24 protein-coding genes and 1 riboswitch are annotated in these 22645 nt (G+C 40.4%); of the genes, 5 read left to right on the top strand and 19 right to left on the bottom strand.

Translation table 11 applies throughout. The annotated features are described in order from the left end of the window. Positions 1-87 precede the first annotated feature (87 nt). Both H5154_RS24225 and H5154_RS20940 read right to left on the bottom strand, forming a co-directional pair. Positions 88-348, bottom strand: coding sequence for a PIN-like domain-containing protein (locus H5154_RS24225; protein ID WP_220493433.1), 261 nt, complete (start codon positions 346-348; stop codon positions 88-90). 304 nt (positions 349-652) lie between these two features. Continuing rightward, positions 653-1126 carry a VOC family protein gene (locus tag H5154_RS20940; RefSeq protein WP_145237712.1) on the bottom strand — a complete coding sequence of 158 codons (474 nt, stop codon included), beginning with the start codon at positions 1124-1126 and terminating at the stop codon, positions 653-655. A 190-nt stretch (positions 1127-1316) separates the two neighbouring features. Between H5154_RS20940 and H5154_RS20935 the strand changes: the two genes are divergently transcribed. Then, positions 1317-1928 carry an SDR family oxidoreductase gene (locus tag H5154_RS20935; protein ID WP_182719510.1) on the top strand — a complete coding sequence of 204 codons (612 nt, stop codon included), beginning with the start codon at positions 1317-1319 and terminating at the stop codon, positions 1926-1928. A gap of 192 nt (positions 1929-2120) precedes the next feature. Here the strand turns inward: H5154_RS20935 and H5154_RS20930 are convergent, their stop codons facing one another. Both H5154_RS20930 and H5154_RS20925 read right to left on the bottom strand, forming a co-directional pair. Next, complete coding sequence (locus H5154_RS20930) at positions 2121-3857, bottom strand: DUF4153 domain-containing protein (RefSeq protein ID WP_182719509.1); 1737 nt, start codon at positions 3855-3857, stop codon at positions 2121-2123. 58 nt (positions 3858-3915) lie between these two features. Next, a complete protein-coding gene (locus H5154_RS20925; protein ID WP_149983404.1) occupies positions 3916-4614 on the bottom strand; it encodes a tRNA1(Val) (adenine(37)-N6)-methyltransferase in 699 nt (232 codons plus the stop codon). 76 nt (positions 4615-4690) lie between these two features. Between H5154_RS20925 and srmB the strand changes: the two genes are divergently transcribed. Continuing rightward, a complete protein-coding gene (gene srmB, locus H5154_RS20920; RefSeq protein WP_145237725.1) occupies positions 4691-5923 on the top strand; it encodes an ATP-dependent RNA helicase SrmB in 1233 nt (410 codons plus the stop codon). 404 nt (positions 5924-6327) lie between these two features. Continuing rightward, positions 6328-6651 (top strand): BON domain-containing protein, encoded by a 324-nt coding sequence (locus tag H5154_RS20915; protein ID WP_149983403.1) that lies wholly within the window; start codon positions 6328-6330, stop codon positions 6649-6651. Between the two features lie 174 nt (positions 6652-6825). Here H5154_RS20915 and H5154_RS20910 read toward each other — a convergent pair whose 3' ends face one another. From H5154_RS20910 to yaaA, 4 genes are all read right to left on the bottom strand, one after another. Then, a complete protein-coding gene (locus H5154_RS20910; protein WP_182719508.1) occupies positions 6826-8835 on the bottom strand; it encodes an alpha-amylase family protein in 2010 nt (669 codons plus the stop codon). 313 nt (positions 8836-9148) lie between these two features. Beyond that, entirely contained in the window at positions 9149-9343 is a 195-nt protein-coding gene (locus H5154_RS20905; RefSeq protein ID WP_145242920.1) for a DUF1289 domain-containing protein, read from the bottom strand. A gap of 260 nt (positions 9344-9603) precedes the next feature. Then, positions 9604-10518 carry a mechanosensitive ion channel family protein gene (locus tag H5154_RS20900; RefSeq protein ID WP_145242916.1) on the bottom strand — a complete coding sequence of 305 codons (915 nt, stop codon included), beginning with the start codon at positions 10516-10518 and terminating at the stop codon, positions 9604-9606. Between the two features lie 100 nt (positions 10519-10618). Further along, positions 10619-11398: a peroxide stress protein YaaA gene (gene yaaA, locus H5154_RS20895; protein WP_149983400.1), complete on the bottom strand. Its 780-nt coding sequence runs from the start codon at positions 11396-11398 to the stop codon at positions 10619-10621. 250 nt (positions 11399-11648) lie between these two features. On the opposite strand from yaaA, the gene tal reads away from it, so the two are divergent. Together tal and H5154_RS20885 are read left to right on the top strand one after the other, a co-directional pair. After that, a complete protein-coding gene (gene tal, locus H5154_RS20890; protein ID WP_145242912.1) occupies positions 11649-12599 on the top strand; it encodes a transaldolase in 951 nt (316 codons plus the stop codon). A gap of 177 nt (positions 12600-12776) precedes the next feature. Beyond that, positions 12777-12965 (top strand): DUF3545 family protein, encoded by a 189-nt coding sequence (locus H5154_RS20885; RefSeq protein ID WP_145242910.1) that lies wholly within the window; start codon positions 12777-12779, stop codon positions 12963-12965. A gap of 176 nt (positions 12966-13141) precedes the next feature. Here the strand turns inward: H5154_RS20885 and ung are convergent, their stop codons facing one another. The 11 genes from ung to H5154_RS20830 form a co-directional block, all read right to left on the bottom strand. Then, the gene (gene ung / locus H5154_RS20880) at positions 13142-13804 is read right to left on the bottom strand and encodes a uracil-DNA glycosylase (protein ID WP_145242908.1); all 663 of its coding nucleotides are present in this window, start codon (positions 13802-13804) and stop codon (positions 13142-13144) included. Continuing rightward, positions 13801-14658 carry a cobalamin-binding protein gene (locus tag H5154_RS20875; protein ID WP_182719507.1) on the bottom strand — a complete coding sequence of 286 codons (858 nt, stop codon included), beginning with the start codon at positions 14656-14658 and terminating at the stop codon, positions 13801-13803. The genes ung and H5154_RS20875 overlap by 4 nt, the downstream gene beginning before the upstream one ends. Further along, entirely contained in the window at positions 14658-15257 is a 600-nt protein-coding gene (gene cobO, locus H5154_RS20870) for a cob(I)yrinic acid a,c-diamide adenosyltransferase (RefSeq protein ID WP_145242905.1), read from the bottom strand. Before cobO ends, H5154_RS20875 begins: the two co-directional genes overlap by 1 nt. Beyond that, entirely contained in the window at positions 15241-16743 is a 1503-nt protein-coding gene (locus H5154_RS20865) for a cobyric acid synthase (RefSeq protein WP_182719512.1), read from the bottom strand. Before H5154_RS20865 ends, cobO begins: the two co-directional genes overlap by 17 nt. Further along, a complete protein-coding gene (gene cobU / locus H5154_RS20860) occupies positions 16743-17270 on the bottom strand; it encodes a bifunctional adenosylcobinamide kinase/adenosylcobinamide-phosphate guanylyltransferase (protein ID WP_182719506.1) in 528 nt (175 codons plus the stop codon). Before cobU ends, H5154_RS20865 begins: the two co-directional genes overlap by 1 nt. Beyond that, positions 17267-18064, bottom strand: coding sequence for an adenosylcobinamide-GDP ribazoletransferase (locus H5154_RS20855; RefSeq protein WP_182719505.1), 798 nt, complete (start codon positions 18062-18064; stop codon positions 17267-17269). Before H5154_RS20855 ends, cobU begins: the two co-directional genes overlap by 4 nt. Then, on the bottom strand, positions 18064-19128 hold the full coding sequence (gene cobT / locus H5154_RS20850; RefSeq protein ID WP_182719504.1) for a nicotinate-nucleotide--dimethylbenzimidazole phosphoribosyltransferase: 1065 nt from the start codon (positions 19126-19128) through the stop codon (positions 18064-18066). The genes H5154_RS20855 and cobT overlap by 1 nt, the downstream gene beginning before the upstream one ends. Positions 19129-19132: 4 nt before the next feature. After that, entirely contained in the window at positions 19133-20128 is a 996-nt protein-coding gene (locus H5154_RS20845) for an iron ABC transporter permease (protein WP_182719503.1), read from the bottom strand. Continuing rightward, entirely contained in the window at positions 20115-20951 is an 837-nt protein-coding gene (locus H5154_RS20840; protein WP_220493306.1) for an ABC transporter ATP-binding protein, read from the bottom strand. Before H5154_RS20840 ends, H5154_RS20845 begins: the two co-directional genes overlap by 14 nt. An 85-nt stretch (positions 20952-21036) precedes the next feature. Continuing rightward, positions 21037-21162: riboswitch (cobalamin riboswitch) on the bottom strand. A 40-nt stretch (positions 21163-21202) separates the two neighbouring features. Further along, a complete protein-coding gene (locus H5154_RS20835; RefSeq protein WP_182719502.1) occupies positions 21203-21817 on the bottom strand; it encodes a histidine phosphatase family protein in 615 nt (204 codons plus the stop codon). A gap of 48 nt (positions 21818-21865) precedes the next feature. Then, positions 21866-22294 (bottom strand): FKBP-type peptidyl-prolyl cis-trans isomerase, encoded by a 429-nt coding sequence (locus tag H5154_RS20830; RefSeq protein WP_149983394.1) that lies wholly within the window; start codon positions 22292-22294, stop codon positions 21866-21868. Between the last annotated feature and the right edge of the window lie 351 nt (positions 22295-22645).

Raw genomic sequence — 22645 nt, 5'->3', positions numbered from 1 at the left:
AACATCATCACATTGAGATAATGCTTTTTCAACCGCTTGAACTTTAAATTCTTGTGTAAATCGACGTCTCATTTTTATCTGCCTCTATTAAAAGTTAGAGACGACAACTATCCTGACACAGGGGGTTACTGATAATCGGTTATTTAAGTATTCTTCGGCTGCTCGATGTGGCAACCATACCCTGTCATTTATTTTTTCTAATAGGCTCAAAAATTCGTTTCTAGTAGCATCTGAGTATCGATATAAATTTAGCAATATATTTGCATCAAATACAAAAACACATGAGTCCCATACTTCCCTTAGGTTTTCTTGGGACTCTTTAAAGTGTCCTGGAAATAGATCTTTCATCGATACTCCTACATTGAACACCATCTTGGTGGTTTATAACACACCAAAACGGCGTATATTACATACCATGATAATTTCACCAATAATTACCTTTGTAAACAAGTAATTAAAACATCTAGAAATTAAGCATGTTATTTTGCCCCAAAACGGCGTTTAATAATGTTATTGGACAAAATTAGATTTCTACTCAAAACACAGGAATAAATTTAACTTTTTCATGGCTGCTTCTCGCTCATAGCTGTCTTTCAGATGAAATATAAACCTATTTTTCAAAACTATGAGATCAGATATCAGCCACTGTAATTTATGCGTCTTCTTCTTTACTGATCAGATCAACCATGCGTTGACTAATCTCGTCATCGCTGAGGTCTTCTTTATGAGTGCCTATTGTCCATACATGGCCAAATGGGTCTTGTAATGTACCGGCCCTATCACCGTAAAATTGGTCATGTACTGGGCGTATTTCTTTACCACCTAAGGCAACCGCATTAGCAAATACGGCATCTACATCTGCAACGTAAAGCATTAAGCTCACAGGCGTTCCGCCAAGCTCATCAGGGCTTTTAAAATGCGCTTCAGGGCACATATCTGAAAGCATAATATGCGAATCACCAATTTTAATTTCTGCGTGAGCAATCCCGCCATCTGGCAGCGGCATTTGCATAATGAGCTGGGCATTAAATACCTTCTCATAATACTCTATTGCTTTTGCTGCGCCGTTAATTATCAAGTAAGGAGTAATTGCATGATACCCCTTTGGTATTGCTGAAACCGTCATTTTACGCTCCAAATATGTGACCTTATTAAATAAAGGTTAGTCGATATCAGCTGAAAGTCAGCTTTACAAAAATGAAAACTAAATACTCTGGTTTAAGTAATAAAGTGGTTCTAGCCCTTTAAAAATAAATATCTCCCCCAAGGTCTATAAACACAGTGAGCAATTTAGCTATTTTTTGAAGGAGTTAATGATGAGCAAAACATTAATCATAGGCGCAAGTGGCCAGATTGGTAAAATAACGACACAGTTACTACTTAATGATCAGCATCAGGTTGTTGCTCTCGTACGTGATAAAAATAAGTTAAGCGATTTAAGCAGTCCCTACCTCAGCGTGACCGAGCAAGATCTCGAGGGTGACTTTAGCCAAGCATTTGCAGGCTGCGAACAGGTGATTTTTGTTGCCGGTTCTGGCGGAAATACCGACGATGATAAAACATTATTAATTGATTTATGGGCTGCGGTTAAAGCCGTAAATTATGCAAAGCAATATGATGTAAAAAACTTTATTATGGTCAGTTCGATTGGCGCAGATGATCCTGATGCAACAGAAAGCGATTTAAAACCTTACTTAGTTGCTAAACATATGGCTGACGAACATCTAATCAATAGCGGCCTAAATTATACCATTGTACGCCCAGGTTCACTTACCAACGACAGCGCTTCATTGCAAATCACCACACAACGGCCAAGTGAACGTAAAGATGCAAAAGTCAGCCGTGAAAACGTGGCAAATGCCTTGTTGCAAGTGGTAAAAACGGCTCCTGGTGACAACCGAATATTTGAGTTATTTGATGCCAATTAAAGCCAGTATCTGGCTGTAATTACCGAAATACCAGGAGCTATAGCAGAATAATTTTCTGTATGCTCCTGCTGTTACTTAGCCTAACAATATTTATTAGTTTGGTGATTCAATGTATTACGCTAAACGTTATTGCGTTGAACTTTATATTGAATTACTAACTAATATTTTGAACACTCTGACCTTAAACCCTGTTTAGTAATCAATATCACTCCTGACTTTAAACAGCACATCGCCAATTTTCAAATCATTATATTTGGGTTGTACAACCTCAATGTTATCTGCATCAATCAGTGTTTTTAGTAATTTAATTTGCTCGGGATTATCGATAGTCATGTATTTTGATTGCCATTGAGTACCATCATGAAACCACAGATTAGCTTCAGTTGAGTTATTCGTTTCATCTATAAATACATAATCGAGTTGTTCATCTTGATTTAAATCTATGGCGATAAAATAAAATGAATGACTTTTAAGCGGTGTCCAGCGGTTGAAATGTAAGCTCTCGAATACAGCCTGAATCAACTCATCCGAAAACACCTGCTGCCTAGGCCAAAACGTCGAGTGCGTAACAAACTCTGTTATTGATGTTTGCTCGGCTAAAGCCTCAAACTCTGGATTATCTGGGTTGACATACATTCGCTCAATGATCATTGCTTGCTCTGGATGAGTACTTTGAATTTGCGCTTGTAACTTTTGCATTGCAAGATAGCCTTGGCGTCCTAAATTACTTGAGAAGTAATAATAATCAAATTCTTCAATACTCACGTCACCTTCATTTAAGCGCGCGATTTGACTCTCGGTAGATAAACGCTGAAAATTCAAAACTGGCGAGTTCACTAGTAGCATAAATATTAAAATCACCACTCCCATCACAATATTAACTTTGCTTTGCACTTGTTGCCATGCATCGCGCTTTTTAACGATCCCGACTAAATACCCGAATGAAAAACACGCAAGTAAAAGACACACTAAAATAGCCCAGCAGCGACCCACCGTGATCCCGTATTGTTCAACTCTAAGCCAAATGCCATAAGCGGCAATCACACTGTAAATTGGTAATAAAGCAATACCAAAAAATACTAACCTATGTATTACAATTTTATAAGGTCGCTGATCAGCAGCGTATTGATAAACCGTATTCACAAAAAATAAAGTGAGTACCTGTAACCATAAAACTAACGAGCTACCACTGCCTGTTTGCCATAATTTATCTAGCCCCGTAAACGGTAGCGTCGCTAAAAAGCCTAAAGAAATAACCGTAAGTACTGGCAGTAAAAACTTAATCAAGGTTTGCAATAAAAATGAGATGTTATCTTCTATATGCATAACCCCTCTAAAGATCACCGTGGCAAAACCGAACGCTAAGGTTAAAGTTGGGATCCAAAACCAGTCTTTTTTGAGTAGCTCAGAGAAAAATGTAATCTCTAACGCATTAAATAGCGCCGCTCCTAACTGCAAAATTCCCCAGAAAATTAAAACGAATAACCAACACTCTGCAAATAAAATAAAGTTACGCCATGAGAGCTTGAATAATTGGCTATAACTAATTGCTTCATTATCAATCAGTTGTTGGATATACATAAGTGCTTTAAAGCTGGCAATTAAGGCTGTGAATATAAAAATGGCCGTTAAAGCATCGTTATTAACCAGCGCAATAGGGTATTGCTGAGCACCAATATAAGCACCAAGGAGTGATAACAACAGACTAAATGGTAACAAGTAACTAAGCAGTTTTTTAATATTAGCTTGCTCTACAGCAAGTAAAGTCAGTAGCACAAAACTAATGGTAAAAGTAACTAAAGAAAACAACCAAACTGGCTCTGTCGCAGGCCATAGCTGATTTTCAACACTACGATATAACAAAGTAAGAACAATGCCTTGCACTAAGGAAAGTACAAAAATAAAAGGTTTAGGTAGTTGATTATCCATATCTATCACCGAGGTTTTTCATCAGTGTGCGATAAATGTACCTTTTATTCAATGATGATTACATTTTCAAGTAAAAGTCTTTACATAAAGCTATATACTCATCGCTATATTGAGCCCCTTGGCCATGAATCGTTAAACTGGTCAGCTCGCATTCTTGCATCTGATAAGCAAAGCACATTAAGCTCCTGCTCGGCGCTTTAGTGGCAGTAGTTTGTACTAAACAATGGCGCACTAAATACAAACCTTGTAATTGCGCTTGTGCAATAAACAACTGCGCTTCTGGGCAAGGTAGAATCACATTTAAAAAAGCATTTTGGTGACTAAGGTGTTTGAATGCAGTGATTAACTCACTAAAACTTAAGCTATCTGTATGACGTGCGGTATTACGGGCTAAGTCCTGCCCTTTTAAACTGGCATTAAAATACGGAGGGTTACTGATCACAACATCAAACTCAGTTGTGGTGGTTACTTGCTGAATAGCTTTTTGCATCAATTTAATATCGGACCATGGGCTATTTGTAAAATTTTGCTGCGCATCAGCACATGCATTGGCATCAATTTCAACAGCATTAACCTGCATAGTTGGTTTGCGTTGCTTGCACATTAATGCCAACAACCCAGTACCTGTGCCAATATCAAGTAACCGCTGTGAAGTAGTTAAGTCAGCCCATGCACCGAGTAAAATTCCATCCGTCGAGACCTTCATCGCACTGCGCGTTTGCGCTACTTTAAATTGTTTAAACACAAAGCCTGACATTTTTTCACCTTTTCATTCACCAACTGGCGGATAGCGCGTATAATTACCAGCAATTGTCCTCTATTTTTGACACTCTATGCAATTTTCTGATTTTGATATTGATAACAAGATACTACAAGCCGTTGCTAAAATGGGTTACGAAACCCCAACTAGCATTCAACAACAAGCGATCCCTGAAGCGCTGCAAGGCCGTGATATTTTAGCCTCTGCACCAACCGGTACTGGTAAAACAGCGGCATTTTTGATCCCGGCGATTCAATACTTACTTGATTTCCCGCGTCGCGAGCCTGGTTTTGCCCGTGTTTTGATCATGACTCCAACGCGCGAGTTAGCTTATCAAATTCATGAACAGTGTGAACTACTTGCTAAAGGCACTAACCTTAAAATTGGTGTTGTTACTGGCGGTATTAACTACGGTACGCATAAAGAAATTTTTGAAAAAAATAACGATATATTAATCGCCACACCAGGGCGATTAATGGAATATTTAGAAACCGAAAACTTTCATGCCGAAAACGTCGAGATGCTTATTTTAGACGAAGCAGACCGCATGTTAGACATGGGCTTTCGTAAAGAAATGATGCGTATTTGTGAAGAAGCAAAAAATCGTCGTCAGTGCTTTTTATTCTCAGCCACTCTTGAAGGCGATAGCGTTGAACGATTTGCAGAGCAAATTTTAAAAGATCCAGCCCTATTAGAAGCTGAATCTTCACGTAAAGAAAAAGCTAAAATCCACCAATGGGTACACATTGCTGATGATTACAACCATAAATTAGCAATGTTGGTTGAAATACTAAACAGTGAAGACTTAAGCAAAGCTATTGTGTTTGTTAAAACCCGTGATCGCCTAGAAACATTAGTCGGCGAGCTGACCAATGCTGGGGTTCGCGCAGCCTGGTTACGTGGCGAGATGCCACAAGACAAACGCATGAAGGCAATGGAAAATTTCCACAGTGGCCGTACAAGAATATTAGTTGCGACTGATGTTGCCGCCCGCGGTATTGATGTGGCTGATATTAGTCATGTGATCAACTTTGATATGCCACGCACAGCAGACGTGTATGTTCACCGTATTGGCCGCACTGCTCGCGCAGGTAAGAAAGGCATTGCAATTTCGTTAGTAGAAGCCCATGACATTGCAGTATTAGCAAAAATTGAACGCTACATTGAGCTGCGCCTTAAACGCCGTGTTGTTAAAGGATTTGAGCCGCGTCATAAAGAAGCTAAAGCGCCAATCAAAAAACATAAAGATCCGGTAAAAATCAAAGCCCGTAAAAAGGCCAAAGCAAAAGCTAAGAAAAAGAAATAATTCATCTGCTTTGACGCTACATAAAAAGCCGAGACTTATCATAGTCTCGGCTTGTTACATTCAGTTTTACCTACTCGCAGTAAGTTATTAAACCCTCTCATAGCAGTCATGCAAATTAATTATCTTGTGCTCCCCATTTAGCTTGCTCATTACAAGCTTGCAGCTACGACCATCACTTAACAAAAAATATATTGCATCGCTATAGCTGCACTAAACAACAACTACAAATCTAAATTAGTTAGCTAATCGCCGTACTTTTTACTCAGTTGAATGTAAAAAATTCCAAAAACATTACCCCAACTTAAAATATCCCTTCAATTTCAATGCGTTAAAGTTGGAATAAATATTGTAACAGTAAGCTTACTATTCACTAAACACATACAATAGATGTTATGAGGGAAATCATGGACCGCTTCAAATTAACTGTATCATTGGTATCACTTTGCTGTGTATTTTTACTCGCCTGCGCAACGCAAGTCAGTGCAGCCACTAGTACAATTATGATCAGCAGCGTTTCTCCTCAACCAACACTACAGCAGACTATAATTCATAAACTGCGTAGCAATCCAAACCTAAACCTCTCGCAACTGCGAGTACACGTTGATGGCAACAAAGTAGCCATTTATGGTCTAACCGAAACCGGCTTTGAACGCGCACTGGCACAAAAGTTTTTAGAAAACACCCAAGGTGTGGCAATTATTGAAAATAAAATGCAGGTGAGAGATTGAAGAGTTTAAAGCTGCTAGGCTAAAGATTAAAGAGTTAAAGCAACTGATTTTCTGGTGATTCAACTTAGGTTTACTTAAAACACAGAAAACGCAAATCTCCAAAACATGACTTACAAAGTAAAATCCCAGCTAAACGCATACTTATGGTTTAGCTGGGATTTATCTGTAATAAAATTAGAAATTGCGTATTTCTACCGTTGAATTATTAAACTCAAATTTATTAATTTTGCCGCATTGAGCAACATGATTAGTACTAGCATAAGGGGTGTTTACTTGCGCGATATTACCCTCCCAGCCCTGACCATTTTTAATAAACGCTTTTACCTCAAACCATCCATTAACCGCTTTGCTGCAATCCATATCAACATCAAGCAGCCAGTAATGTTCCCCCCAAATATTCAGTGGTGTAACACCAAAGCCATCATTAGCAACGGTTTTTTCTGCTCCCCAAGTTGCTGGCCAAATATTAGTTGTCCAATCGGTTGCGGTCCCTTGCGCCTCACTACTTTGGCCCGTTTCAATACCATACCAATCTAGGTAATTATCGTTTGCTTTCCAAGGACTGGTAGTGGCACTTTGCAAATTATTATGGCGAATTGGCATAGCACATTCAAAGTTGCTTGTTTGGCAGTTACGCCCAAGATTTGTGTTCGCATAAACATGGTCAATCCCGCCGCGAATAAACATATCTTGGCCAGTTTGCGTTTGTGCGTTAATAAATATCACAGTTCGCTGCCAATCACTCTGAGGATCAGGGGTTGAATTAGTGGTTAGCTTGGCATTTTTATGAATAGCCATTGCATCCCACGCGGCTACATTTAAGTTTATAGTGCCATTTGCATTAACAGTAATAACTTCACCAGTACAACTTGTTGCATCATTAGTCAGCGCTCCTTTTAGCACGTTACAGTATTGCCCTGGAGCCATATCTGTTTGCACGGTAGTATTGAGTGTTGAGCCTTCTTTATTAATGGCAACATGACCTGAACTTCCTCTACCAAAGGCTATTTGATTGTTAGTATTATCCCACCAATTGGTTGTTGCCCAGTTATCAGCTGTATTATTTCTAAAATCTACGCCACCTGCAATGTATGCCCAACGATGCTCACATTGCCAATTACTCGCAAAGCATTCTAAATTACCGTTGTTATGCACAGGTACGCTTGGACCACCAGCATCTGTGTCACCATGATAGTCGTAACTAGACATTACTTTTGGATAACCATACGGGTAAGCCAACATAAATACGTTTGCTAAGTCGTACAAGCGGCCATCTTCAAAGGTAATTACATTACCGGCACCACCATGACCGCGTTGATTATCATGATTATCTACAAATACTACAGCTGATGCACTTGGCATAAACCCCCACCCTTCACCAAAATTACTTAACCATGCGAGCGAGCCATTTCTAAAGGTATTGCCAAGTTCAGTGCTGTATTTAAATTCCGTAACTAAACCTGACGCTAAATACTCAGAGGCACCAACAGCCTCGCCACCTTGATCAATTACTTCTTGAAAGACCACTGGCGAGCCATTCACTTTCGCCATTAAACTTTGAATATCACTGGCTGCAACATGTTTAGAGGCATCAAACCGAAACCCCTTAACACCAATGGCTTGTAATTCATTAATGTAAGCCGCTAATGTGTTTTGGACATACGTTGCAGCGGTATCTAAATCTGCGAGTCCAACTAACTCACAGTTTTGTACTCGGTAACGATCGTTGCCGTAGTCAGAGCCATTAATGGTGCAACTGGTGTGAAAGTCTTGTGGGCTATAAATTGGGTATTGTTTATTACCATAGGTATTACCAGCGGTACCTGTACCACTGCCTGCAGCCATATGATTGATTAAAGTATCTACATAAATATCAACGCCAGCGGCATTACAGCGATTAACCATATCAATAAACTGCTCGCGGTTACCGCCTCGGCTTTGCAATAGGTAACTGACAGGTTGATAACGCGTCCACCATTGGCTGCCTTGTATATGTTCATTAGGCGGCGATACCTGTACCGCAGCATAGCCTTTAGGTCCTAGGTATTGTTCACATTCGAGGGCTACATCTTGCCAGTTCCATTCAAATAGATGGACGAATGTTGTTGGTGTTGCATTTGCAATCGACGTAGCACTTAGGGCAATGCTTAGCCCAATAGTGGTTACTATTCTTTTAATTTTCATTGTGTGTTCCGTTGTGTTGTCAAGTAATAGGCATTCTTCATTTACAAAGAATTAACAGTAGAGGGATTCTCACAAAATGAAAATTGAATACGTATGCAATCAAAAATTCAAAAACACCATCGATTATGGATGCTTAGCACAAATGCAGTGGCACGAGTGTATCGCTAACTTATTCTTTGTGTGTGTTGGAGTGTTTATTAACGGGCAGTACAGAGCGGTAAAAACTAGTATACGGTTTTTATCTTTATTACGAATTAAATGGTACTAATCTTGAAGTTTGTGGTTAGCTTTTGCAGACTGCTCTACAAAGTGATTATTTATGTTGCGCGTTTTTGCGATTTTGGCATTCATTAAGAACTTGCAGCTTTTGCGCAGGGCTTGCACTGTGCCACGCGAGAATTTCATCAAGGGTTCTAAAGCAACCGATACAGGTATCGTTTTTATCTAAACAACAATGCCGAATACATGGGCTACTTGGTTCTTCATTGCTCACTTTAATGTTATTCATTAATTTTACCTTCGACTTTACTTATTAGACACTAGCCTTAGTTTTAGCTCGTGTCTAATAAGTGCAGTCGATAATCGGCTAGCGATAACTAAACTATGACCACTGCCTTTTACTTGTTTTGATGCTTCGCCATAAATGCTGTCTATCAGTAGAAAACTTAATACTGGTAAATATGCGCCAATCAACAACTGTATTACCAGCTGTAAATTTGTGTAAATTAGCACTATCAACAGGTAAATATTACCTGTTGATAGAACCATTTATTGTTCTGAGTGCTGGCGCTTTTCAGTGATCATCGCATCGAGTTTTTCACCGCCTTTAATACCAAAATCAAGGGTGCGAATTGGGAATGGAATACTAATATCAGCGTCACTTAGCGCTTGTTTGACTGCCACAATTGCTTTATGGCGTACGGTCATAAAGTCTGCCTCGCCGGGGTATTTTATCCAAAACCACACCAGTAAGTTGACACTACTGTCGCCAAACCCTTCAGCATAAACAGCGGTTTCGTCTTGTTTAATTACAAAATCAAATTCATTGATTTTTTTAACTATCACCTCAGCTGCCAGCTCTGGGTCATCACCATATGAAATGCCCACTGGCACTTCAATGCGGCGTACACCTAAGGTACTGTAATTACGTAATACATTACGAAAAAGTATTTTGTTAGGCACTAAAATCAGTTGCCCATAAAAGTTTTCGATAAGCGTGTTACGCAAATTTATTGAGCGCACATTGCCAAACACATCATCGGTTTTTATAACATCGCCTGTTTTAAAGGGTTTGCGAATACCCATAGCAATACCAGCTATTAGGTTCTCGGTCATATCTTGAAAGGCAAAACCAATTGCTAAACCAACAATCCCAGCACCAGCCAGTAATGACGTTACAGTGCCTTTTAGCCCTATAAAATCGAGGGCAACAAATAACCCAACACACAGTACTATCATCTTGAATATCGATGCCATTAAGTCTGCAATTTGTTGGGAGTCTAACGAGCGGCGTAAAACATTGCGCATCATCGAACCTAAAAAACGCGCGAGAATTGAGAAAACAATGGCGATGATCACCGCCACTATAAAATTAGGTATATGACTTATTACGACATCAAACCAGCCACCGAGTTTTTCTTCAATAAGTTTTTCGGCATCGCTGATAGAAGGTATTTTTAGCATTGCTTAACCTTGATTATTTTATAAATAGTGTCAGGTTATTGCAAAATAAGCGCCAAAACTAAAAAGCCATGCATTGCAGGGCTTTTAAACAGATTAATAACTAGTTTTGTTCATCTCTTAGAAATACTGGCTCCAGCTCTTTTTGGGTCGCTTCGCTACTGTAGTAGTAACCATCAACAGTAAACTTTTTTAAATCGCTTAACTGGGTAACTTTATTCTCAATAATGTAGCGAGCCATCAAGCCACGAGCTTTTTTAGCATAAAAGCTGATAATTTTATATTGGCCGTTTTTACAGTCTTTAAAGTGTGGAGTAATGATTTGCGCGTTTAAGGCTTTTTTATCAACCGCTTTAAAATACTCGTTTGATGCTAAATTTACTAGATATTGGCTATCTTGCTCAGCGAGTACGCTATTTAGTTTATCAGCAATAATACTGCCCCAAAATTCATAGAGGTTTTTACCACGGCTGTTATCAAGCTTAGTGCCCATTTCTAAGCGATACGCTTGCATTAAATCAAGTGGTTTTAATAACCCGTAAAGGCCTGACAAAATACGTAGGTGACTTTGCGCGTAATCAAGTTGCCCGGCAGTTAAGCTGTTTGCATCTAAACCACCATATACATCGCCATTAAAAGCCATCACGGCTTGTTTAGCGTTGTCGGTAGTAAACGGTTGCGACCACTCACTAAAGCGCGCAGCATTAAGGCCTGCAAGCTTATCGCTAATTTTCATTAAACTGCCAATTTGTGCCGGCGTTAATTCGCGGCACACCGTCATCAACTCTTCGCTGTGCTCAAGTAACTCAGGTTGCGTGAATTTATCAGTGCTTGCTTGGCTCTCGAAATCTAAATTTTTTGCAGGTGAAATAACAGTGATCATAGTTAGCTATTGACTTGGAAATTATTTAATGTCAATTTCAACATTAAATGAAACGAAAAGCACGTTTTGTTTATATCAATTAGTTAGAATTGATTGGTATGATACCTACCTTATTCGCACAGCAAATTATGCTATGCACCTTCGTTCTTCACTGATACGGACATAAGACCTATTAAGCGCTGTCACAGTGCTGCAGTATAAGGTAGTTACAGTAGATTTTCTTTTAACTTGCTTGGAATGAGGAAAGCAAATGACTTCAGCTCTACAAAGGCTCAAACAACATTCATCTATCGTGGCCGACACTGGTGATATTGAAGCGATTAAAAAACACCAACCGGAAGATGCAACAACTAACCCTTCATTGCTATTAAAAGCCAGTGAAATTGAAGCCTATAAGCCGTATTTAGATAAAGCGTGGAGTTATGCTAAAGAAACCGAGCAAGACGCTGCTAAACAATTAGAACTAGCCTGTGACTACTTTGCTGTATTACTAGGTAAAGAGATCAGTGACATTGTGCCGGGTTATATTTCAACAGAAGTTGATGCGCGTTTATCATTTGATACTCAAGCAACAATTGCTAAAGCACACACATTACTAAGCCTTTATGAAAAAGAAGGTGTGAGCAAAGATAAAATCTTAATCAAAGTTGCCTCAACGTGGGAAGGTATTAAAGCCGCAGAGCAACTTGAAAAAGAAGGTACTAAGTGTAACTTAACGCTGCTATTTAGTGATGCTCAAGCCCGTGCTTGTGCAGATGCTAACGTATTTTTGATTTCACCATTTGTTGGCCGTATTTTAGATTGGCACGTTGCTAACGGCTTAGAAAAACCAACCGATCCATTACAAGATCCAGGCGTGCAATCAGTACGCAGTATTTTTGAATTTTATAAGCGCCATGATTATAAAACGGTTGTTATGGGCGCAAGTTTCCGTAACACCGGTGAAATCATCGCACTAACTGGTTGCGATAAACTAACCATCAGTCCTAACCTTTTAGAAGAGCTAGGCAACCTTGAAGGTGCACAGGAGTATTTACTTGAAAGTGATATTGCTAAAGAGCCTAAACCTGCACCACTAACTGAAGCTCAGTTCCGTTGGTTACATAATCAAGATGCCATGGCGACAGAAAAACTAGCTGAAGGTATTCGTTCTTTTGCTGATGCACAAGAGCAACTAGAAGCACGTTTTAAAGCAATGTAATCGCTTTTATCGTTTAAATTAAACGTCGCATTTGCGGCGTTTTTTTATGCCTGAAAATAATATCTATTCATTAATTTATCACTTACCTGTAACATAAATGTCACTTTTTTATTCTATTTTAGTGTGGCCTGTGGTATAGGTATTTTCGAGGTTCAAAAAATTCAATAGGAGAAGTTCATGGATAGCCTAGACGATATTTTAGAGATATTAGAAGGTCCTGATACAACAAGAAAGACCTCTCAAAAAAATAAAAAGAGAAAATGGCGCGAAATCGAAGCTTTAAAAGACAAGCAACGTTTACGTAAAGAACTACAGGAACTAGACTTTTTTACAGACAATATTGCGATTGATGAATTAGATTTTTAATTTCGCAATAGCTACTAACCAACTAAAAGGCCCTTACCGATAAAGTAAGGGCCTTTGTTTTTATCAGTTAACGTATATTCTGCGCAGAATAATAACCCCCGCCTACATCCGTAGCTGCGATTTTACATCGCGACAAGCTTAACATTCTGCGCGGGATAAACTCGCACCTACAATTCCTAAACTTGCCAATCGATCGCTGTTTGCCCTTGCTGTGTTAATAACTGATTGGTAGCGGAAAAATGCTGGCAACCAAAGAAGCCACGATGCGCAGACAACGGCGATGGGTGCGGGCCATTTAAAATATGGTGACGCGTACTATCAATGCCTTTACCTTTCTTTTGTGCGTGAGCACCCCATAAAATAAATACCACACCTTCACAGTGTTGATTAATATGGGCAATAACCTTATCGGTAAACTGCTCCCAACCTAAGTGTTTATGGGAATGGGCTTGGCCTTGCTCAACAGTCAGTACGGTATTAAGTAAAAACACCCCTTGCTCTGCCCAGCGTTGTAAATAACCGTGCGTAGGCACGCGAAAACCATCGATATCTGTAGCCAGCTCTTTATAGATATTTTTTAATGAGGGAGGAAGTTTACCAACCTCTGGTAATACCGAAAAACACAAACCATGTGCTTGTCCTTCGCCGTGGTAAGGATCTTGTCCTAAAATAACCACTTTTATATTACTTAACGGTGTTGCATCAAATGCACTAAATACATACTGCTCTGGCGGATATACAGCAATACCTTCGCTGCGCTTTTGAGCAACTGTATCCAACGTCTGCTGCATATAAGTTTTTGCACATTCGGTTTTTAAAAAGTCTTGCCAATCACTCATTGTGGCTCCTTAATTGCAACGCGTGAATCATCTATTTTAGTACACATATCAGCAAGACCATCCAACATACGCGTGGTAAAACGGTGTAGTAAATCAGCATTGACGCTAATAAACAGATGGTGCTTTACCGCGGGTACTTCGGGCCATTGTGTCCAATCAATCACAGTTTGCTGCGCTTGTGACTTTTCATTAGGCAATATAATGATCTCTGGTTTTGCCACGATCACATTTTCAATACTTATCAGAGGGTAATCAGTTCGGCTGCTAGCAAATACATTACGACCTTGGCAAATTTCGATTAACTGATTGATCCAGGTATTTTTACCCACCGTCATCATCGGTTCTGCCCATAGCTGGTAAAATACCGCGACCTTACTTTTACCTTGCTGCTTGGCTTTGATTACAGCAATTTTCTGCTCAAATTCAAGTGCGGCTTGCTTGGCTGATTGCTCACGTCCAGTAAGCTCACCTAAACGGCGCAGTTCATTGGGCACTTTATCTACTTCACTGGCGTCACTGTAAATTATATCAATACCAAAACTTTTAATACGTGCTAAATCCTCAGCTTTGCTACCCGTTTTCCATGCTAAAACTAAATCAGGTTTGAGGGCCAGTAGCTTTTCTATTTGAATACCTTGGTGACCACCGATACGTGGGATATCATTGGCCGCAGCAGGAAAATCAGCATATTCCACGGTTCCCACGATTTGCTCACCAGCGCCGATGGTATACAGGTTTTCAACAATATGCGGGGCCAAGGCGATAATTCTTAATTGCTGCTTGTTAGGATCAGCCACGAGCTTAAAGCAGCACAGAGCCAGCGATAAAACGAGTACAAGCCTAAGCGTAGCCATTAATAATCAAATCCTATTTGCGCTTTAACACCAGCATCAAATGCATGCTTAACATTGCGCACTTCACTAACAGTATCAGCTAAGTCAGTTAACTTGCGGTGCGCACCACGGCCAGTAATAATTAAAGATTGCATTGGCGGACGATTAGCGATCACTTCGAGTGCTTCGTCTAAATCAATGTAGCCGTAGGTGATCATATAAGTAATTTCATCAAGTAATACTAAATTAATTGATTCGTCAGCCAACATACGTTTTGCTTCTTGCCAAGTCGCTTGCGCCGCTGCGGTATCTGATTCTTTATTTTGCGTCTCCCAGGTAAAACCTGTGTTCATAATGGCAAATTCAACCCCTGCGCCTTGCAATACATTACGCTCACCACACGGCCAAGTACCTTTAATAAACTGGCACACAGCAGCTTTCATGCCATGGCCTACACAACGTGTTACCGTGCCAAACCCTGAGGTTGATTTACCTTTACCATTACCAGTGATCACCTGAAAAACGCCTTTCTCAGTTTGTGCTGCGGCTATACGCTCATCAACTTTATCTTTTACTTTTTGTTGGCGTTGTTGGTGCTTGTCGTTATGTGTGTCGCTCATGATTAACTCCTTCCCAGTTTTGGTAAATTTGCGTTATTTTGTCTAAATCTAAATGTTCTTTACACATCGTGGCTAAGCGCGTTAATTGCTGCTCGCGATGTGTGTCTATATCTATTAATTGGGTAATACCACTATTTGGCAATACCCAATCCAGTATTAGTTGCGTAGCTGCACTGCTATCAAATAAGCCATGTAAGTAAGTACCTGCTATACAATCATCATCTGATATAAAACCATCTTGCACAACATGCTGTGGATGCTGAGTAAATTGTAAAAAAGGCTTTTTAAATGCTGGGCCAGCGCTGCAACCGGCGTGTATTTCATAGCCTGCCACTTTTGCTTGTTGACCGCCAAGATGGATCACACCAGCAGCTTGAGTTAGTACTTTATGCTGCCCTAAATGAGTGGTAAAATCAGCGAGCCCTAAAGCTTTACAGTGTGTTTTACTTGATTCCACACCCTCAGGGTCATATATATCTGTGCCGAGCATTTGCAAACCTCCGCAAATACCTAATAACTTACCGCCATAACGCAAGTGACGCTGAATCTGCTCGCCCCAGCCTTCATTGTTTAAAAAGGCTAAATCATTAATAACATTTTTACTGCCAGGAATGATGATCAGATCAACGTGTGGAATTGCTTGAGTATGGCGAATGTAATTAATGTCAATTTGCGGGTTTAAACGCAGCGCATCAAAATCAGTGTGGTTACTAATATGAGGAAGTAGCAATACTGCGATTTTTATTTTTGCTTGGCTTACTTGATTATCTATCGCTACCGCGTCTTCAGCATCTAGGGCGAGATCATGTAAATACGGCAACACCCCTAACACTGGTTTACCGGTGTACTCTTCAAGCCAATCAAGGCCACCTTGCAATAAGCCTATATCGCCACGAAAACGGTTGATCACAAAGCCTTTTACTCGGGCTTGTTCTGACTCGCTTAATAGCGCAAGAGTACCGACCAAATGCGCAAACACACCGCCTTTATCTATATCTGCAATAATGATCACGGGGCAATCAACCGCTTCGGCGTAACCCATATTAGCAATATCACCCGCACGTAGATTAATTTCAGCCGGACTGCCCGCACCTTCAACTACCAGTAGCTCAAACTCTTCGCTTAAACGCTGTTGCGAAGCCAGTACCGCATCCATCGCGACTTTTTTATAATCATGATAAGCACCTGCTTCCATATTACTAATGGCTTTACCGTGAATTATCACTTGAGCGCCAGTATCACTATTGGGCTTGAGTAAAATGGGGTTAAAATCAACCCGTGGCGCCACTTTAGCTGCAATCGCCTGAAGTGCTTGCGCACGACCTATTTCGCCGCCATCTTCTGTTACAGCGCTGTTTAAGGCCATATTTTGCGGTTTGAATGGAGCAACTTTGATCCCGCGTTCAACAAATACCCGGCACAATGCTGCAACTAAAGTACTTTTCCCTGCATCAGAAGTAGTACCTTGTACCATTAATGTTTTCATCATGACTGCCCTTTCAGTGTTAAGGCAAGACCTGCCATTATAAATTCAACTCGCGCAGCTTTTGCGGCAATGGCTTGATGTAACCAGCCTGATTCATCTACAAACCGGCGGCTTAGCTCGCCCAGAGGCACAATACCGTGGCCAACTTCGTTACTGACAAAAATCACTTGCCCCGGTAAATTTTCAAGGGTATTTAGTAGTGCTGATTTCTGTTCATCCCAACAATCACTTGTGGCGTGACATAAACAGTTACTTAACCATAAGGTTAAGCAATCAACTAAAATACAGTTATCTTTGCTGCTGTGTGTTTGTAACGCCTCAGCCAATGCAATTGGCTCCTCAACTAACGGCCAATCTACAGGGCGCTGTTGATGATGATGGACTATACGATCTTGCATTTCAGTATCGTGGGCTTGCGCCGTTGCGAGGTAAATAACGCTTTTATTGCTTTGCTGTGCAAGCTGTTCAGCAAAGCGGCTTTTTCCACTGCGTGCGCCGCCTAAAATAAATGTGTGGTTAGCGTTCATAATATACTCACGAAAGTTAAGTAAATGGCAATTTCACTTAGCTGCTGCGCCGCACCTAAACAATCGCCAGTGTAACCACCTAACTGCTGTTTAAACCAGCGGATCAAAATGACTCTTATGATCAGTAATACTGCTACAAGAATGAATACGGTTTGCCATAACAATACACCAACAGCAATCAAGCTAACCAGTAAAGTAGCGGCGGTTACAAGTAACGTAACTAAACTAGTGACCGATAGGTGCATAGCAAGCGGCTTTACTTTTGAAGTCGCATCTTCACTTACATACTCCATCCCCATAATTAAACTGGTTGCCACTACTCGGCTTACACATTGCCCGATAACAATTGCACTCAATACAGTAATCAATGACTCACTAAGAAAGAGTAGGCTTTGAAATTTAACCAGCAGCATAATAAATAATGCCGCTGCACCATAAGTACCAAGACGACTATCTTTCATAATGGCAAGCTTTTGCGACACCTGCCAACCACCGCCAAAACCATCCCATACATCGGCCCAGCCATCTTCATGAAATGCGCCTGTTAATAACAACCCGGCCGCCATCATTAGTAATACACTTATTGATGCTGGTAACAGTAATTGAAAAACGCCGTAGCTGAGTGCTAATAATCCACCAAGCAGTAAACCCACTAAAGCAAAATAGCGACTTGCTTGATTTAAATGAGCACCGCTTACATTAAAGCGCAACTGCACCGGTAGCCGGGTTAAAAAGCTAATTGCTAATAACAGTAACTGCCATTGCGTTACTTTATTTGCCTCTGGGTTAGGCATTAACTGACAACCTGCTTAACACCAGCATCAGCAAAACTAGCCATCTGATTATAAAAACCAAGTGCGGCTTGCAATAATGGTAAACTTAACGCAGCGCCAGTGCCTTCACCCAAGCGTAAATCAAGTTGCAGCAGTGGCTTAACATCGAGTGCGTTTAACATCAGTCGATGGCCTTGCTCATTTGAGCAATGTGCAAAAATTAAATAATCTTTCACTGCTGGGTTAATATTAATTGCGGCCATTGCCGCAGCACTACAAATAAAGCCATCAACTACTACAGCCATGCCTTGCTCAGCCGCAGCCAACATAGCTCCCGTAATATGCACAGTTTCAAAGCCACCTAACGCTGCAAGTAGTGAAATAGGATCTGCTAAATGTAACTGATGCAATACCAGCGCTTGCTCTACAACTGTTATTTTACGCGTAACAATATCATCACTAACACCCGTGCCTTTGCCAACACACTGCTGTGCAGGTAAATTCAGCATAGCTGCCATAATCGCTGCTGCACTGGTGGTATTACCTATGCCCATTTCGCCAAAGGCAATTGTATTACAACCACTATGACTGAGCTGCTGCACCAGCTGTTTAGCATTATTAAAGCCTTGCTGTACCTGCGCGGTATTCATTGCCATGTCTGTATTAAGTGGCTTTGTTATACTTCCTAGACGGCAATTATGGACACTTGGCGCTGTGACTGGATGCAAAATACCACAATCAATCACTTCTAATTGCCAACCTAACTGTTGGCAAAAGACATTAATAGCGGCACCACCGCTGACAAAATTAGCTACCATTTGTGAAGTGACATCACTGGGCGCTATCGATACCCCTTGTGCAGCAACACCATGATCTCCTGCAAATACCAGCAAAGTAGGCTTCTTGATTGTAGGTGCAAAGGTTTTAAAAGCATCTTCGCTTGCCACTTTTTGACTAAACAAAGTAACCAGTTGTATTGCACATTGTTCTAACTGTCCAAGTGCACCAAGCGGTTTAGTTTTTTGGTTAATCTTATCAATGATGAGGTGACCAAATTGATTAGTTACTGTAGGTATATTAAACATCTGACTAACTCTCTCGCTTGCGAAAATAAAGTAACGATAAAAAGAAAATACTGCCTATTGCAGAAGTAATAACACCGATTGGCAATTCTTGATTTGCAAGTAAAACACGCGATAGCACATCAACCCACACCATAAATATACCGCCAACTAAAGCCGTCATGATCAAACCAGTAATAGTGCCTTGCGACACAAAAAACCGTACTATATGCGGGATCATCAAACCAACAAAACCAATACCACCACACATCGCCACTAACACTGCAGTGATCAATGAGCTCAATACCAACATTAATAACCGAAACCGCTGTACCGGTATTCCTAAAGTTGCAGCACTTTCATCACCTAGTAACATTGCATTTAGTTGCCGACGAAAACCCATCATCAGCCCGGTGCAACTAATAATAACTAAAGCGGGTAACCATAACGTTGACCATTGTGCGCGAGCAAAGCTGCCTAGCGTCCAAAATAAAATAGCCGTGATCGCCTGTGGATCACTAAAATACAAAAGTAAGCTGGTAAAGGCACTGAATAAAAAGGATAAAGCGACCCCAGCCAAGAGCATGCTTTCAACTTGTCCGCGACCTGCTCGTCCGGCAATAAAAACCAGTAATAACATAGTCAATAAACTACCAACAAATGCCGCGGCCGACATTGTTATTCCCGCGCTGACTCCTGTTAGTGTCATAAAACATACCACACCAAATGAGGCTCCCGATGAAATACCAAATAAGTAAGGGTCGGCTAACGGGTTACGGGTTACGGTTTGTAAAATTAAACCAGCAATAGCTAAACCAGAGCCAGCTAAAAACGCCAACAATGTTCGTGGCATTCGCAGTTGCCATATGATCCGCGCTATAAAGGAGTCATCTCCCTGACCTATAATACTGTGGTATACATCAATGAATTTACTGGTCGCAGCACCAAAGCTAAGTGCTATAAAAATGCTCGACAAGGCAAAAAATAGCGCCACGCTGACTGCAAAATAATTATTTTTTTGCATCAACGCCACCACCTTGATAGCCGTAAAAATAGGTAATACGCGGAATGACCTTATTTAATTGTTTACTCTGTGGATGCGCCGAGACTTCGGCACAGACACCAAATACTTCGCTGAGCATTTCTTCCGTGATGACATATTCTGGGCTACCCGTTGCAACTAACTCACCTTGCTTTATCACCAGTAGTTCATCACACATACTTGCTGCAAGATTAAGATCATGGAACGACGCTAATACCGTTACATTTAGCGATTTAGCCAACTCCATTAATTGAATTTGATATTTAATATCTAAGTGGCTGGTAGGCTCGTCCATAATTAATAATTGAGGGCTTTGTACAATTGAACGTGCTATCAATGCGCGTTGCTTCTCGCCACCGGAAAGGGAATCAAACGATTGCTGTAAATGATGGCTCAAGCCAACTTGCTCAATCGCCTGAAAAATAATTTGTTGATCATTTTTAGTTGTCGAACTAAATAAGCTTTTATGCGGCGTAAGGCCAAGACTCACTACATCATAAAGCGATAGGTTAAATTGCGAAGGTGTTTCTTGCAGCACCACAGCAACCTGCTTGGCATATTCATCCGCACTTAGCTGCCAAATATTTTTCCCTGCAAATATAACCTCACCGCACACTGGTTTAGTGTAACGGTATAAACAACGCAATAAACTTGATTTACCTGCGCCATTAGGCCCTAACAAACCAATAAATTGGCCTGGTTTTATTGCAAAATTAATATCGTGCAAAATGGCGGTATTTGCCACCGACCACGATAAATTAGCTACTTCAAGTAAAGGGGGATCAATTACTGCTGGTATTTGCAATGTGTTATCTCTCTAGCAATAGCTAAACCCAATACACTACAAACCATTATGATCATGGTGATAATAGAAGAGTTAGCCCGCTCAATAGGTAATAAATTAACGTATTTTGTATCTGACTTATCGCGCTTGCGACTTACAGTTGCGGGAACAGTTGAGGAGTTACACCCCATTCCAAAATACATAAGGCTCTATTATGGGCGGGTGAGTAAATATTTCAATTAATATCTTTCTAGACGGCTAAAAATAGTCTTTTAAAACACAATTCTGGGCCATGCTTTATCGCTATCATCTATGTAAATATCAATACAAATAAGCTTCCCATAACCGATTGAAAATATGTTTTGCTGATTCGACTCTTTTGGTAACTGACAAATAATACCTAATAGTTGCTTGATCACTCCGGCATGCGTTAAAACTAATTGTGCTTGAGTACGATTACTTGCAATATCAATTAGTAACGTTTGCCACCACGTTGCTATTCGCTGATAAAAATCCCTCATACTTTCGCCATGAGGGGGGGTTACTTGCCAAGGGCTTTGCCAGAAATCGCCAAGACTAGGAGAATCCGTCTGTTGCCACAAATCATCATATTTACAGCCATCCCAATCACCAAAATTAAACTCTCGGAGCTGATCAGTCAGAAAAAGTGGTATTTGCTGGGCATGGCTAAAAGATCTGGCAAATTCGCTACAACGTTTCAAAGTCGAACTTTGTACAAGCTCAATATTAGTTAGTTCATTGCATGCTTGATGTAATTGCGCACGGCCAAGTTCACTGAGTAAAAAATCTGTATGTCCGGCCAAGACTTCTTGCTCAATCAATTCGCCATGGCGTAATAAGTAAACGCGACTAGAAAATGGCGGCATAAAGCCCTCTTACATTAAAGAAAAGTACTTTTAACAATAGCATAATGATCATCCTAAACGGATTAAGCGCACATCAAAATGTAGAACGGCATTAGCTCCTATTTTCCCACCATTCCCCTTGCGCCCCCACGCCAGCTCTGCAGGAATTACAAATTCATAGCGAGAACCAACCGACATCAATAAAATACCTTCTCGTAATCCTTCGATTGCCTCATCTAAGGTAAATACTTCAGGCATTCCAGCTTTATAACTATCAGCTATTACGCTGCCATCAGCAAGCATAATACGCTGATTGATGACCACGGTATCTGTGTCAGTTACTCGCTCACCAGAGATCTCATCTATTACTTTATACATCAAACCAGAAGCACACAGTTGAGTATCAGCATGATTACTAAATTTAACTATGAAGCTTTCACTGTTTTTACGATTGAGTCCTGATGAACCTTTTGATTTAGTTGTTTTTTTACGTGCCATGAAGCCCCACTATTTGTATGATAAATATAATGATTTTATCGCATAGGTAGAGGCCTAAACGCAAGTTTTATAGTGAGTTTGCGAGTTTTTCAAAACAATAAAATGATCTTATACCAATCGTGTTAAGTTACTGACCATTTATAGCGACAGATAAATGCAGTGATAACAAGGCATAAATTTTGACATGTAGTTGTTCTACATGAAAAATTTATAACGCAGTTAGCGCTTTATACCAATCTGCCAAATTATGTGATCTAATTAGCACACTGATACTTATCTACTTTTACTAAATTGAACTTAGAAAAATCCAAGCAACTTTTAGCTTTATCACGTAAAGAGCCTAATGCGAGA

This window comes from Pseudoalteromonas sp. SR44-5 (assembly GCF_014163675.1).
GTDB classification, from domain to species: Bacteria; Pseudomonadota; Gammaproteobacteria; order Enterobacterales; family Alteromonadaceae; genus Pseudoalteromonas; species Pseudoalteromonas rhizosphaerae.
Note: the sequence above shows the minus strand (reverse complement) of the source record. Positions and strands in the feature narration are given on the sequence as shown.

Coding starts and splice junctions, on each gene's coding strand:
- H5154_RS20900 (WP_145242916.1), bottom strand. CDS start 10,518: ATGCTAAAAATACCTTCTATCAGCGATGCCGAAAAACTTATTGAAGAA.
- H5154_RS20830 (WP_149983394.1), bottom strand. CDS start 22,294: ATGGCACGTAAAAAAACAACTAAATCAAAAGGTTCATCAGGACTCAAT.
- tal (WP_145242912.1), top strand. CDS start 11,649: ATGACTTCAGCTCTACAAAGGCTCAAACAACATTCATCTATCGTGGCC.
- H5154_RS20905 (WP_145242920.1), bottom strand. CDS start 9,343: ATGAATAACATTAAAGTGAGCAATGAAGAACCAAGTAGCCCATGTATT.
- H5154_RS20910 (WP_182719508.1), bottom strand. CDS start 8,835: ATGAAAATTAAAAGAATAGTAACCACTATTGGGCTAAGCATTGCCCTA.
- H5154_RS20855 (WP_182719505.1), bottom strand. CDS start 18,064: ATGCCTAACCCAGAGGCAAATAAAGTAACGCAATGGCAGTTACTGTTA.
- cobU (WP_182719506.1), bottom strand. CDS start 17,270: ATGAACGCTAACCACACATTTATTTTAGGCGGCGCACGCAGTGGAAAA.
- H5154_RS20930 (WP_182719509.1), bottom strand. CDS start 3,857: ATGGATAATCAACTACCTAAACCTTTTATTTTTGTACTTTCCTTAGTG.
- H5154_RS20835 (WP_182719502.1), bottom strand. CDS start 21,817: ATGCCGCCATTTTCTAGTCGCGTTTACTTATTACGCCATGGCGAATTG.
- H5154_RS20925 (WP_149983404.1), bottom strand. CDS start 4,614: ATGTCAGGCTTTGTGTTTAAACAATTTAAAGTAGCGCAAACGCGCAGT.
- H5154_RS20915 (WP_149983403.1), top strand. CDS start 6,328: ATGGACCGCTTCAAATTAACTGTATCATTGGTATCACTTTGCTGTGTA.
- ung (WP_145242908.1), bottom strand. CDS start 13,804: ATGAGTGATTGGCAAGACTTTTTAAAAACCGAATGTGCAAAAACTTAT.
- H5154_RS20940 (WP_145237712.1), bottom strand. CDS start 1,126: ATGACGGTTTCAGCAATACCAAAGGGGTATCATGCAATTACTCCTTAC.
- srmB (WP_145237725.1), top strand. CDS start 4,691: ATGCAATTTTCTGATTTTGATATTGATAACAAGATACTACAAGCCGTT.
- H5154_RS20885 (WP_145242910.1), top strand. CDS start 12,777: ATGGATAGCCTAGACGATATTTTAGAGATATTAGAAGGTCCTGATACA.
- cobT (WP_182719504.1), bottom strand. CDS start 19,128: ATGTTTAATATACCTACAGTAACTAATCAATTTGGTCACCTCATCATT.
- H5154_RS20875 (WP_182719507.1), bottom strand. CDS start 14,658: ATGGCTACGCTTAGGCTTGTACTCGTTTTATCGCTGGCTCTGTGCTGC.
- cobO (WP_145242905.1), bottom strand. CDS start 15,257: ATGAGCGACACACATAACGACAAGCACCAACAACGCCAACAAAAAGTA.
- H5154_RS20935 (WP_182719510.1), top strand. CDS start 1,317: ATGAGCAAAACATTAATCATAGGCGCAAGTGGCCAGATTGGTAAAATA.
- yaaA (WP_149983400.1), bottom strand. CDS start 11,398: ATGATCACTGTTATTTCACCTGCAAAAAATTTAGATTTCGAGAGCCAA.
- H5154_RS20865 (WP_182719512.1), bottom strand. CDS start 16,743: ATGAAAACATTAATGGTACAAGGTACTACTTCTGATGCAGGGAAAAGT.
- H5154_RS24225 (WP_220493433.1), bottom strand. CDS start 348: ATGAAAGATCTATTTCCAGGACACTTTAAAGAGTCCCAAGAAAACCTA.
- H5154_RS20845 (WP_182719503.1), bottom strand. CDS start 20,128: ATGCAAAAAAATAATTATTTTGCAGTCAGCGTGGCGCTATTTTTTGCC.